A 13,646-nucleotide genomic window follows, 5' to 3' on the forward strand; every position below is an offset into this window, starting at 1 on the left:
GCCGGGTGCTGTCGCGTCGCTATGGCGGCGCCATACCAAAGTAAGGAATGGTCCCTTGTCCGCAAGAACACTCTACGTAGCGCTTGTTTGCGCTGCATTTGCCGTCGCCGCGCCGCCGCTCTTGGCCGGGACGCAATCTAACCCTGGCCCGCAAGAACGCGCTGCAATCACGGCCGACGAGCTGGTGCGCCGCGTGCTCGACAACAACCCGGGGCTCGCTGCCGCGGGCGCCGCAGCCGAAGCGGCCTTTTACCGCGTGGAGCCTGCTGGCTCGCTGGATGACCCGATGCTGGGCTACGGCGTGGCGCCGCTGACAGCCAGCGCCGACCGAAGCCTCAACCAGCGCATCGAATTCAGCCAGCGCATTCCCTGGCCCGGCACCCTGGCCGCTCGCGAGGCCGAAGCACGGCACGACGCACGGGCGATGGATGCCGATCAGGATGCGCTTGTTCTCGACCTGGCCGCGAACGCGCGCATGGCACACGCAGAGTGGCGTTACATCAACGAGGCGCTGCGCATCCATCACGAGACACGGGCGATTCTCGACGACCTCGTCGCGGTGGCTGAGTCCCGATACGCCGCGGGTCGCGCGACGAAACAGGACGTCATCCAGGCCGAGCTGGAGCGTGAGCGACTGAACCGGCACGAACTGCTGCTACGACGGGAGCAGACAACGATCCAAGCGCGGATCAATGCGTTGCTGAACCGGTCGCCGGCGGCGGCGTTGCCGGCGGCCGCGCCCATCGATGTGTCCGAAAAGTTTGCGCCTGTCGCCGAGCTCGAGGCGATGGCAATCGCCGCGCACCCCGAGCTGCGCCGCCTCGCCGCGACGGTGGATGCCCGCGAGAGCCGGGTCACGCTGGCAAAGAAGGCCTTCCTGCCCGACTTCCAGGTGGGGGTCGGCTACAACAGCCTCTGGGACCCGGTCGATAAACGTCCGATCATTGGCGTGTCGATCAACGTGCCGCTCTACCGCGGCAAACGGCAGGCCGAGCTGGATCGCGCACGGGCCGATGTTCGCCGCGCGTCGTTCGCGCTGGATGATCGACAGGCAGCGCTGCTGTCGGAACTTGCTGCCGCGCGCTCACGTGTCGTCGAGGCCCGCGACGCCGTGGACCTGTACGAATCAAAGCTGTTGCCGCTCGCGGACGAGTTCCTGTCATCCGCCGTCGCGGATTACCGGAGCGGCGACGGCGCCTTTCTCAATGTCATTACCGCCGAGCAGCGCAAGCTCGATACCGAGCTTGCCTACGTCCGCGCGGTATCCGATCACGCCCGCCACGTCGCCGAGTTGCGGCGCTGGTCCGGGGCCTCGATTGACCTGTCGCGGGAAAGCCCCGTGGGAGTATCCAAATGAAAAATTCTAAATACGTAATTGGCGCGGTGCTCATCGCGGCTGTGGCAGGTTTCTTCATCTGGTCACAAACCAGGGAGCAGGCGTCTGACAGTGGCGAAAGCCGCGCGATGATGCCCACCTACCGGGCAGCGGGCGTGGAAGTCGGCATTGCCACCGACCCACAGGTGCCGAAAGTCGGCGAGAATCGACTCATCGTCGAGTTGCGCACGCCGGACGGCGAGCCGGTGACCCCTGGCGACATCGAAGCTTATGCGGAAATGCCGGCGATGGGTGCGATGCCCGCGATGCGTGCGCCGGCGGGTCTGGAACAAACCGGTCCGGATCGTTTCGAGGGTACGCTCGACCTGTCCATGCGCGGCGAGTGGCCGTTGACGTTGACGTTTACCGGGAGCAGCGGACAGCCGGCCCGCCTGCAATTTGATCTCGCCACCGATCGTGGCGACATGCCGATTTCCTCGGGCGGCGAGGCAGTTGATGGCGGCAGCGACGCGGCGGCCGCCGCCGACGGCTTACCGCGATACCGCGCCGGTAAGTACGAAATTGCGGTCGGCATCGAGCCTGAGACGGCGCGCGTCGGCGAGAATCGCCTGGTGCTCGAGGTGATGGATGCCGATGGCAATCCGGTCGATGACATGGACATCGATGCGTTTGCGCAAATGCCGGCGATGGGTGCGATGCCCGCCATGCGCGCGCCGGCCGGTCTCGAACGGACGGGCCCGGGGCGCTACGAGGGCACGGTGGACCTGTCGATGCGCGGCGAGTGGCCCCTGACCATCCAGCTCGGCGACCGGCGCGTCCAGTTCGACCTCGCGACAGACCGGAAAGGCCTGACCGTGGCCACCGGTGCAACCCCGGTCGGTGCGGCCGCCGCGCCGGCGGCCGAAGGTCCCGTGGTCACGATCGACAACCGGCGCCGGCAGATGATCGGGGTCACGACCGGGCTCGCGACACACCGCGACCTCGTCAAGTCGATCCGCGCCGTGGGCGAGGTGACCGTCGACGAGACGCGCCTGTCCGAGGTGGCGTTGAAATACGATGGCTACATCGGCGACCTCAAAGCCGATTACGTCGGCATGCCGGTCGAACAGGGCCAGGTCCTGTTCACGGTGTACAGCCCCGAACTGCTGGCGGCCCAGGACGAGTACCTCGAAGTTCGCCGGCGTCGCTCCGCCGCGACGGGCGGCGACAGCCTGCTGCGCGCTGCGCGCCAGCGACTCCGGTTGTGGGACATGAGCGAGGCGGAGATCGCGGCGCTGGAGCGCCGCGGCAGCCCGCTGGAGTACGTGCCCATCCATGCACCGCAAAGCGGCACGCTGATCGAGCGGCACATCGCCGACGGCAGTGCGGCGAAAAAGTTGCAGCCCCTCTTGAGCATTGCCGACCTGTCCCGTGTCTGGGTGGAGGCGGAGGTCTTCGAGGGCGATCTCGAATTGCTGCAGGAGGGCATGCAGGCAGACGTCTTGCTGCCCAACCTGCCCGGCCGTCGCTATCCGGCACGTGTCGAGTATGTCTACCCGACGCTGGACGGGCGAACCCGCACCGGTCGGGTCCGGCTTTCTCTCGACAACAGCGGCGGCGAACTGAAACCCGCGATGTACGCCGAAGTTTCGTTGCAGGCGAATCTCGGGCACCGGCTCAGCGTACCCGAGGAGTCGATCATCTTCGCCGGCAAAAGCCGGGTCGTGTTCGTCGACCTGGGCGGCGGCCGCTTGCAGCCGCGCCGAATCCGGACGGGCCGCCAGGCCGGTGAGTTCGTGGAGGTGCTCGACGGCCTCGCGCTCAACGACACGGTCGTGACCTCGGGCAATTTCCTGATTGCCGCTGAGACGCGTCTGAAAGCGGGGATTGACCAATGGTAGGCCAACAACAAGGCGATACTCCGAAAGGGCCGCTCGAGCGCCTGATCGGGTTCTCCGCCCGCAACTGGCTGCTGACCCTGATGCTGGTTGCCGTGGCCGCCGGCTGGGGCTGGCGTTCGCTCGCCGAAGCGCCGCTGGATGCGATTCCCGACCTGTCGGACGTGCAGGTGATCGTGTTCACGAACTGGCCCGGCCGCAGTCCGGACCTGGTCGAGGACCAGATCACTTACCCGCTGACCACGACGCTGCTGGCCGCACCCAACGTGCGCTTCGTTCGCGGGCAGAGCTTCATGGGCCTGTCGTTCGTCTACGTCATCTTCGAGGACGGCACCGACATGTACTGGGCACGGTCGCGCGTGCTCGAGTACCTGAACTCGGCCGCACCGAAATTGCCGGACGATGTGCAGCCGACGCTGGGCCCGGACGCGACCGGCGTCGGCTGGGTCTACCAGTACGCGCTCGTGGACAAGAGTGGCAACCAGTCGCTCGCCGACCTGCGCAGCCTGCAGGACTTCAATATCCGCTACGCGCTGGAGTCGGTCTCGGGCGTTGCCGAAGTGGCCTCCGTTGGCGGCTTCGTCAAGGAGTACCAGGTCAACGTCGACCCGAACAAGCTCGCGTCCTATGGCATCTCGCTGGACAAGCTGGCCGGCGCGGTACGGGATTCGAACAAGGACGTTGGCGGCCGCGTGCTCGAGATCGCGGGCCACGAGCAATTCATTCGCGGGCGCGGCTACGTCAAGTCGGTTGCCGATATCGAGGAGGTGGTGATCGGCGTCGGCGAGGGCGGCGTGCCCGTGCGCGTCGCGGACGTGGCCGATGTGAGTCTCGGGCCGGCCATGCAGCGTGGCCAGGCGGATCTTGACGGCGAGGGCGTTACAGTGGGCGGCATCGTCGTGATGCGCTACGGCCAGAACGCGCTGGACGTGATTGACCGGGTGAAGGAACGGCTGGACGTCGTCCGGGAGAGTCTGCCCGACGGTGTCGAGATCGTGCCCGTGTACGATCGCGCGGGGCTGATCGAGCGTGCGATTGAAACGCTAAGGAATACGCTCGTCGAGGAAATGCTGATCGTCTCGCTGGTGATCGGCCTGTTCCTGCTGCACGCGCGCTCCGCGTTCGTTGCGATCATCACCCTGCCGATCGCGATCCTGCTGTCGTTCATCCCGATGTTCTACCAGGGACTCACTGCCAACATCATGTCATTGGGCGGCATCGCTGTTGCCATCGGGGCGATGGTCGATGCGGCGATCGTGATCATCGACAATATCCACAAGCGATTACAAGGGGGCTTGCAGGAGGGCGAGTCGCGGATCGATGCGATCATCGAGGCCATGCAGGAAGTCGGGCCGAGCATCTTCTTTTCCTTGCTGATTATCACGGTCTCGTTCCTGCCCGTGTTCGCGCTGGAGGGTACCGAGGGCCGCCTGTTCAAGCCGCTCGCCTACACGAAGACCTACTCGATGTTCTTCGCGGCGCTGCTGTCTGTCACCTTGATCCCGGCGCTGGCAGTGTTGCTGATCAAGGGCCGCATCCGTGGCGACGACAGCCGGCTCAACCGGTTGTTGATGGCCGGTTATGCGCCGGCCGTGAAGTTCGCGGTGCGCTGGCGCTGGCCGGTGATCATCGTCGCCGTGCTGGCGCTGGTGGTGACGGTGCCGGTTTACCGCAGTCTCGGCAACGAGTTCATGCCGCCGCTCAACGAAGGCAGCATCCTCTACATGCCGACCGCGTTGCCGGGCATGTCCATCGCGGAAGCGACGCGCGTCATGCAAACGATGGACCGCGAACTCAAGAAGTTCCCGGAGGTCGAGCGGGTCTTTGGCGAGGTCGGTCGCAGCACCAGCCCGACCGACCCGGCACCGCTGTCGATGATCGAAACCAACATCATGCTGAAGGACAAGAGCGAATGGCGCGAGGGCATGACCTGGGACAAGCTGATCGGTGAGATGGACGCCGCGATGCGTTTCCCCGGCATGCCGAATATCTGGTGGATGCCCATCCAGACCCGCACCGAGATGCTGGCCACCGGCATCCGCTCCTCGCTCGGCATCAAGGTATTTGGACCGGACCTGGGCGAGATCGAGGCCACCGCCGTCGACATCGAGCGCGCGTTGCTTGCAGACGAACGGACGGCGCCCTACACGCGCAGTGCCTTCGCGGAACGTGCCACCGGCGGCTACTTCCTGGACTTCGATATCGACCGCAAGGCGGCAGCGCGTTTCGGACTGAATGTGGATGACGTTCAGCGGGTCATCGAGGCCGCGATGGGCGGTATGAAAGTCAGCGAGACCGTCGAGGGCCGCGAGCGTTACGGTATCCTGGTGCGTTATGCGCGCGAGTACCGCGACAACATCGAAGCGTTGGAACGCGTATTCGTGACAACCGCCAACGGTGCGCAGATCCCGATCACGCAGGTAGCGGATATCGAGTTCCGGACCGGTCCGCCCGCGCTCCGGAACGAGGACGGTCAACTCGTGAGCTTCGTGTTCGTTGACGTCGGCCAGGACATCGGCATCGCCGATTACGTCGAGCTGGCTCGCGAAGTGGTTGCGGAGAAGGTTGAGATAGCGCCGGGCTACCGGCTCGACTGGGCCGGGCAGTTCACTTATTTCGAGCGCGCGAAGGCACGGCTGCAGGTGCTGGTTCCGCTGACCGTGTTCCTAATCTTCTTCATGCTCTACATGCACCGCAAGTCGATGACGGAAACGCTGATTGTCATGACGGCATTGCCGTTCTCGCTGGTCGGTAGTATCTGGCTGCTGGCCGCGCTCGGTTACAATCTGAGCGTCGCGGTCGCGGTGGGCATGATCGCCGTGGCCGGGCTCGCCGTTGAGCTCGGGTTGCTGATGATGCTTTACCTGGACCTGGCCTGGCGGCAATACCAGGAAGAAGGCCTGATTCACAGCCGCCTCGACCTGTCCGCGGCAATAACGGTCGGTGCCAGTCACCGCATTCGGCCCATGCTGATGACGGGGTTCGCCCTGTTCATGGGCTTGGTGCCGATCATGTACAGCAGTGGCAGCGGCGCGGATGTCATGAAGCGCATTGCCGCGCCGATGCTGGGCGGCGTCGGCACCGCCTTGCTGCTGGTGTTACTGGTATTCCCGGCCATTTTTTCGTTCTGGCGCGGTCGCGGGCTACCGAAACTGGTGCCTCTGCCCGCCGACCTGGAGCCTGATGGAGAAAGTCATGAATAACGTTGTAATCGCTCAAGGAGCGGCCAGGCGGACATGGGTCCTGCTGGCCAGCCTGTTGTTCGCGCCGGTAGTGTCTGCCTGCAGCGAACCCGGGCCGCAGTCGATGGCTGACACTGGCGCCGACGCCGAAATCGTCGTGTACAAGACGCCGTACTGCGGTTGTTGCCACAAGTGGGTCGAGCAGCTTGAACGGGACGGGCTGGCGGTGGACGCGGTCAACGTGCAGAGCACTGCATCGATCCAGACCGAGCTTGGCGTGCCTACGTCGATGCGCTCCTGCCACACCGCGAAAGTCGGCGACTATTGGGTCGAGGGACATGTGCCGCCCGATCTCGTGGAGAAGTTGCTGGAGGACAAGCCGGAAGGCATCCGCGGCCTCGCCGTGCCCGGCATGCCGGTTGGTTCGCCCGGCATGGAGGGCCCCGGCGCGGAGCCCTACGATGTCATGCAGGTGCATGCCGATGGCAGCGCCAGCGTCTATGCGCGTCGCGAAGGCAGGGAATTTGCGCCGGAGTAATCGTGTCTAATCAAAGCCCTTCGCCTCGTCCGCAGCTGGAACTAATCGGTCATCCCTTTGTTGCTGGGTGGACACAGTGGTGCCAGCTGACCGTTGGCAGCTGCGCTGGGCGGAACCGCGCGTTTCTTGGCGTGTTGGACGAAGCGTTGCGATTCGCCGCGATTCGGACTAGTCTCCAAACCGTGAAAAATCTACGCACAAGCCTGCTGTTGCTGACCTTGCTGGGCCTGCCGTTGAGCGGCATGGCCATGCTGGGCGCCGATTGCAGTGCGCTTGCGCTTTCGAGTAGCGCGGAAATGAGCGCTCATGCCGGCCATGCCGCGGAGAATGCTGAGAACGCCGATGCGAGCGACGGCGCTTGTCCGTGTTGCGGTGGCTGCGCCGCCGCCTGTGCGACCGGCTGCGGCAACGCCGTCTTCATGTCCGTGACTCGTGTTGCACACGACGCAGGCAACGCGTTTCGTGCCCCGGCGAGTACCCGCTACTCGCCCGACCCAGCGCCCCCCGTTCCCAAACGACCTCCCATCCTGCCCCGCTGAATCGGCGCCACCCGGCCGCCGAGACGTAGCGCTGCGCCCGCGACAGGGCGTCGCTGCATCCGAACAGGTTTTTATGCAGTCCGTCGCCCCGTGACTTCGGCGACACGCAGGAGAGGTTCCACCCATGATCTATCTGAAAGCAGCCGTTGTCTGGCTGATTGTCGCCGTCGTCGCGGTGTTCGCAGTGTCGTCCAGCGGCATGATCGAAGTCGCCGCAAATCGAGAGCACAGCGGCCCCGTGGGCTGGATTCTCGAAACCGCCCGTGAAGCTTCGGTGGAGCGGCAGGCAGCGAGTATCGACGTACCCGAGCTCGACAGCCCGGACATGCAGCTGGCCGGTATCAATGACTTCGACGCCATGTGTGTCGGCTGTCACGGTGGCCCGGGCAAGGAGCGTTCGTCCGCCGGGCGAGGCCTGAACCCGATTGCTCCCGACCTTGCAACGGTCGCCACCGAAAGGACGGCGGCGGAAATCTACTGGGCAACTCGAAACGGCATTCGCATGACGGGTATGCCGGCCTGGAGTGCCAGTCACGACGACCAGTCTCTATGGCCGGTTGTTTCATTCATCAGCATGCGTTTGCCTGATCTCGATTCCGCCGGCTATGCGGCGATGCTTGAAGGAGCGACGGGCCACGGCCACCACAGCGGCGACAGTGGCGGCCACACCGAAGGCGACGGCGAGTCGCACGAGCATGGCAACGGCGCCGACCAGGCAAACGACCCCGCCGTCCCGGCGACGGAAGAGCACGATCACAGTACACATGAGCATTGATCCAATGAAAAAATCAAACATACAGCCTGTGCGTAGTCACGCTTCGGGATCACGACGACATTTTCTGCAGGCGGCGGCCGGCGCCGGCGCTATTTCGCTACTGGATGCCATCGTGCCGGTCTGGGCGCGTTCCATGAGCGTATTGCGTGAACAGTCGGGTCCTGGCGACGATCTGCTCGAATTCGACCTCGCCATCCGTGCGCACCGCATGGACATTGCGGGCGGGAAGGGCAACGTCATGTCGATCAACAACACGATACCCGGCCCGTTGCTTGAATGGTACGAAGGACAGGACGTTGTACTTAACGTACGCAACGAGATGGATGTCGATACGTCGATCCACTGGCACGGCATCCTGTTGCCGTTTGAAATGGACGGCGTGCCCGGCGTTACTTTCCGTGGCATCAAGCCGGGCACCACGTTCCAGTATCGTTTTCCGCTCAAGCAAAGCGGGACCTACTGGTATCACAGCCACTCCCAGCTCCAGGAGCAGTCCGGAGTTTACGGGGCGCTCGTGGTGCACCCGAAGGGCCCTGACCCGGTTGTCTACGATCGTGACTACGTCGTGATGCTGTCGGACTGGACGTTTGAAGATCCGCACGACGTGCTGGCCAAGCTCAAGAAGATGGGCGATTACTACAATTACCAGCAGGTTACTGTCGCCGATATCCTGGATGAACCAACCAGCGAAGCCCGGTCCAACGCGATTCGCACGAAGCTCGCGTGGGATCGCATGCGCATGATGCCGTCCGATATCGCGGACGTCGGTGGAACAACCTACAGCTACTTGATGAACGGACTGCATCCCGCCGGCAACTGGACGGGACTGTTCAAGCCGGGCGAACGGGTGCGGTTGCGATTCATCAACGGTTCCGCGATGTCGTTTTTCAATGTGCGGATTCCGGGCCTTGAAATGCGGGTTGTCGCCACGGACGGACAGAATGTGCAGCCCGTGATGACGGACGAATTCCAGATTGGCACCGCGGAAACCTACGACGTAGTCGTCGAACCACGTGAAGACAGGGCTTACACGGTGATGGCCGAATCGATCGATCGCAGCGGTTTCGCGGCTGGCACCTTGGCGCCGCGCGATGGAATGCGCGCGCCGATTCCGCCGCTACGCAAGCCTCCCAAGCTGACGATGGTTGACATGGGAATGGACCATGGCGCCATGCAGGGAGGCGGCATGGATCACTCCGGCATGAACCATGGCGACATGGGTTCGGGCGGTATGGACCATTCAGGCATGGATCACTCCGGCATGAACCATGGCGACATGAGTTCCGATGGTATGGACCACTCCGGCATGAATCACGGAGATATGGGTTCCGGCGATATGGATCATGCGGGCCACGATATGGGCAACGCCGGACCGGTCGTCGCCCGGCACGGACCCGACCACCATGGTGCGGGGAATGCCGGCGTCGCCGACCTGCAACGTGATCGCCTTGGAGAACGCGGTACCGGCCTCGAAAATGTACCGCATCGCGTACTGGTATACCGCGATCTGAAGCGCCTGGATGATGATTTCGATGATCGCCCGCCCGGCCGGGAGATTGAGCTGCACCTGACAGGGCACATGGAACGGTACATGTGGTCATTCGACGGTGAACAGTTTCATGAGGTCGATGGACCGATTGAGTTCAATTACGGCGAGCGCCTGCGCCTGACCCTGGTGAATGACACGATGATGAACCACCCGATTCACCTGCACGGCATGTGGATGGAAATGGAAAACGGCCACGGCCGCGAGATCCCGCGTAAGCACACGATCAACGTCATGCCGGCAAGTCGTGTATCGGCGTTGATTACGGCCGATGCACCGGGCCGCTGGGCATTCCATTGTCATCTCCTCTACCACATGGAGATGGGTATGTTTCGCGTCGTAAGGGTGAGTTGAGATGAGAAGAATGAAGAGCAAGTGCATCTTACTGGCATTGAGCGTGCTGTATGCGACACCCGGATTCACGGCAAAGCAAGCAGGTACGCCGGACGACTGGGCTATTCCGATGCACAAGCCCGGCCCGTACTGGATGGTGCTGGGAGACCGGGCAGAAACCGGTTTTGCCGATGGGCATGACAGCTACACCTGGGACATTCAGGGGTGGTATGGCTACGACTGGAACCGGCTCCGCTGGAAAACGGAGGGCGAGGGTGTCCAGGGCGAGTCTCCGGAGGACGCGGAGCTGCAGCTGTTGTTCAGCCGTATGTTCGCGCCCTACTGGGAGTGGCAGGTCGGTGTACGGCATGACTTCGAGCCCGGCCCGACTCGCAACCACTTCGTTACAGGTATCCAGGGCGATGCGCCCTATGAGTTTGAAATTGATGCGGCCCTGTTCATCAGTGAAGACGGCGATGCGTCGGCCCGGCTCGAAGCAGAGTACGACCTGCTGTTGACACAACGCCTGATCCTGCAGCCACGCCTTGAAATTAACGCCGCCTTCTCCGAAGTGCCGGCGTTCGGGATCGGTCGTGGCATCAATAACAGCGAGCTCGGATTGCGACTCCGCTACGAACTTCGTCGAGAGATCGCGCCGTACATCGGGGTGTCCTGGGAGCAGCAATACGGCGATACCGCCGATTTGTTGAAGCAGGAAGGCGAAGATACGTCAGAGACCTCGGTCGTTGTGGGTGTCAGGTTCTGGTTCTGACGGCTTTCTTGCGGCAGGCACCAAAAACGCGGGCGCCGGAAAAAGCTTGACCTTCCCATAATGGGAAGGTCTAGAGTCGGGCCGTGAACGCCAATCAGTGGCGGCAAACGGAGGCTGGACCAATGAACATCGGGCAAGCGGCGGAAACGACAGGCGTCTCCGCAAAACGCATTCGGTACTACGAACAGATCGGGTTGCTTGGCAAGGCTAAACGCAGTGCCTCGGGTTACCGGGTGTTTGGCCGTGACGAACTGCACACATTGAGCTTCATCAGGCGGGCTCGCCGGCTTGGTTTCTCCGTGCCGAAAATATCGGCGCTATTGGAGCTGTGGCAGGACCAGCGTCGCAGCAGTGCCGACGTTAAACGTCTTGTCGAGACTCACCTTGACGAGCTGCGGGAAAAGATCGGCGAACTTCAGTCGATGGTCGATACCTTGCAGCACCTGGCAGATCGCTGCGATGGCGACAAACGCCCCGACTGCCCGATTCTTCATGACCTCGAAAGGAGTGAATCATGAGCGCGGAATATACATGTCCCATGCATCCCGAAGTGCAGTCGAACGAGCCCGGCAGCTGCCCGAAATGCGGTATGGCACTGGAACGCAAGAACATTGCGGCAAAGCGAACGCAATACACCTGTCCGATGCACCCGGAAATCGTCCGCGACGAACCTGGCAGTTGCCCCATCTGCGGCATGGGGCTCGAACCGGTCGTCGTGAGCGCGGAGGAGGATACGTCCGAACTCGACGACATGACGCGCCGGTTCTGGGTGAGCGTTGTGCTGACGCTTCCGTTGTTCGTGTACGCGATGGGCGAGATGATTCCCGGTCAGCCAATGGAGCAGCTGTTGCCGGTTGCCTGGCGCCAATGGCTGCAACTGGCACTGGCTACGCCGGTTGTGTTGTGGGGCGGCTGGCCGTTCTTCGTACGCGGCTGGAACTCGGTCCGGACTCTGAATCTCAACATGTTCACGCTGATCGCGCTCGGCGTTGGCGTGGCGTTCGTCTATTCACTGGTCGCCACGGCGTTCCCCGAAATTTTCCCCGAGGCGTTCCGGAATCACGCTGGTGAAGTAGCGCTCTACTATGAAGCGGCTGCGGTAATTACAACACTTGTGCTGCTCGGCCAGGTGCTTGAGCTGAAAGCGCGAAGTCAAACGTCGGGAGCCATTCGTGCGCTGCTGGAACTGGCGCCGCCAACAGCCCGGCGAATTTCCGACGACGGTAACGAGGAAGAAGTATCCCTGGATGACCTCGTCCCGGGCGATCGGCTGCGCGTAAAACCCGGTGAAAAGGTCCCGGTTGACGGCACAGTCGTGGAAGGGCACAGCTCGGTTGATGAATCGATGATCAGTGGCGAACCAGTACCGGTGGAAAAGCGTGCCGACGATGATGTGGTCGGCGGTACCGTTAACGGCACCGGCAGCCTGATCATTGAAGTGACTCAGGTCGGCGACGACACCTTGTTGTCGCAGATCGTCCGCATGGTCGCCGAAGCACAACGCAGTCGCGCCCCGATCCAGAAGCTCGTCGATCTCGTCGCCGCGTGGTTCGTACCCGCTGTTGTCGCAGTGGCTATCGTCACTTTTGTTGTCTGGTCAATTTGGGGGCCTGAACCCGCCATGGCCTACGCCATCGTCAACGCGGTTGCCGTTCTGATCATCGCTTGTCCCTGTGCACTCGGACTCGCAACGCCGATGTCAATCATGGTTGGTACCGGCAAAGGTGCTCAGCTTGGCATCCTGATCAAGAGTGCCGAAGCGCTCGAAACCTTCGAGAAGGTCGATACCGTCGTGGTCGACAAGACCGGTACGCTGACTGAAGGCCGGCCCGAGCTGGTCATGATCGAGGCCGCTGGCGAGTTCGACGACGAGTCGCTGCTGGCCCTGGTTGCGTCGGTAGAGAAAGCCAGCGAGCACCCGTTGGCCCAGGCCATTGTCACCGCTGCAGAGAAACGTTCGTTGAGCCTGACGACCGCGACCGGATTCGAATCGGTTACCGGCGAAGGCGCGAGCGCCAGCGTCGGCGACCACAGCGTTGCGATTGGCAATAGCAAGCTCATGCGCCGCCTTAACGCCGAAGACAAGTCGTTGGCAGACGCCGCGGAAAAGTATCGTGCCGAAGGACAGACCGTCATGTTTGTCGCGGTAAACAGCAAACCTGCCGGCATTATCGGTGTAGCCGATCCCATCAAGGAATCGACGCCGCGGGCCATCGAGATGCTGCATGACGCCGGCCTCAGGGTCGTGATGCTGACTGGCGACAGCCTGGGCACGGCGAACGCGGTTGCTGGAAAAATCGGCATCGACGACGTGCACGCTGATGTGTCTCCGGAAGACAAGAACCGTGTGGTCCGGGAGCTTCAGGCGAAAGGCGCAATCGTGGCAATGGCCGGTGACGGCATCAACGATGCGCCGGCGCTGGCACAGGCCGACGTCGGCATCGCAATGGGCACAGGTACTGACGTGGCAATGGAAAGCGCCGGCGTAACGCTGGTTCGTGGTGATCTGCTGGGTGTGGCGAAGGCGCGCGAGCTGAGTCAGCAGACCATGCGCAACATCCGCCAGAACCTGTTCTTCGCGTTCGCTTACAACACGGCCGGAGTTCCCATTGCGGCCGGCGTGCTCTACCCCGTTTTCGGGTTGTTGTTGAGTCCGATGATCGCGGCTGCCGCGATGAGCCTGAGTTCGGTTTCGGTAATCGGCAATGCACTGCGGCTGCGCCGCCTGAAGCTCTGAAAAACGTAACT

At 62.9% G+C, this 13,646-nt stretch carries 10 protein-coding genes; all 10 read left to right on the top strand.

What is annotated here, in order from left to right:
* Positions 1-55: 55 nt before the first annotated feature.
* Positions 56-1,357, top strand: a complete 1,302-nt coding sequence (locus BA177_RS01130) for a TolC family protein (RefSeq protein ID WP_068611994.1) — start codon at positions 56-58, stop codon at positions 1,355-1,357.
* Positions 1,354-3,216 carry an efflux RND transporter periplasmic adaptor subunit gene (locus BA177_RS01135; protein WP_068611996.1) on the top strand — a complete coding sequence of 621 codons (1,863 nt, stop codon included), beginning with the start codon at positions 1,354-1,356 and terminating at the stop codon, positions 3,214-3,216. Before BA177_RS01130 ends, BA177_RS01135 begins: the two co-directional genes overlap by 4 nt.
* Complete coding sequence (locus tag BA177_RS01140) at positions 3,210-6,416, top strand: efflux RND transporter permease subunit (protein ID WP_068611998.1); 3,207 nt, start codon at positions 3,210-3,212, stop codon at positions 6,414-6,416. The genes BA177_RS01135 and BA177_RS01140 overlap by 7 nt, the downstream gene beginning before the upstream one ends.
* On the top strand, positions 6,409-6,933 hold the full coding sequence (locus BA177_RS01145) for a DUF411 domain-containing protein (RefSeq protein ID WP_068618686.1): 525 nt from the start codon (positions 6,409-6,411) through the stop codon (positions 6,931-6,933). The genes BA177_RS01140 and BA177_RS01145 overlap by 8 nt, the downstream gene beginning before the upstream one ends.
* A gap of 182 nt (positions 6,934-7,115) precedes the next feature.
* Positions 7,116-7,472, top strand: a complete 357-nt coding sequence (locus BA177_RS01150; protein WP_156762635.1) for a hypothetical protein — start codon at positions 7,116-7,118, stop codon at positions 7,470-7,472.
* A 124-nt stretch (positions 7,473-7,596) separates the two neighbouring features.
* Positions 7,597-8,247, top strand: coding sequence for a c-type cytochrome (locus BA177_RS01155; RefSeq protein ID WP_068612002.1), 651 nt, complete (start codon positions 7,597-7,599; stop codon positions 8,245-8,247).
* 4 nt (positions 8,248-8,251) lie between these two features.
* Entirely contained in the window at positions 8,252-10,147 is a 1,896-nt protein-coding gene (locus BA177_RS01160) for a copper resistance system multicopper oxidase (RefSeq protein ID WP_068612004.1), read from the top strand.
* 1 nt (position 10,148) lies between these two features.
* On the top strand, positions 10,149-10,898 hold the full coding sequence (locus BA177_RS01165) for a copper resistance protein B (protein ID WP_197493257.1): 750 nt from the start codon (positions 10,149-10,151) through the stop codon (positions 10,896-10,898).
* Between the two features lie 122 nt (positions 10,899-11,020).
* Complete coding sequence (gene cueR / locus BA177_RS01170; RefSeq protein WP_068612006.1) at positions 11,021-11,416, top strand: Cu(I)-responsive transcriptional regulator; 396 nt, start codon at positions 11,021-11,023, stop codon at positions 11,414-11,416.
* Complete coding sequence (locus BA177_RS01175; RefSeq protein WP_082989743.1) at positions 11,413-13,635, top strand: copper-transporting P-type ATPase; 2,223 nt, start codon at positions 11,413-11,415, stop codon at positions 13,633-13,635. Before cueR ends, BA177_RS01175 begins: the two co-directional genes overlap by 4 nt.
* Positions 13,636-13,646: the final 11 nt, after the last annotated feature.

The organism is Woeseia oceani (genome assembly GCF_001677435.1).
GTDB classification, from domain to species: domain Bacteria; phylum Pseudomonadota; class Gammaproteobacteria; order Steroidobacterales; family Woeseiaceae; genus Woeseia; species Woeseia oceani.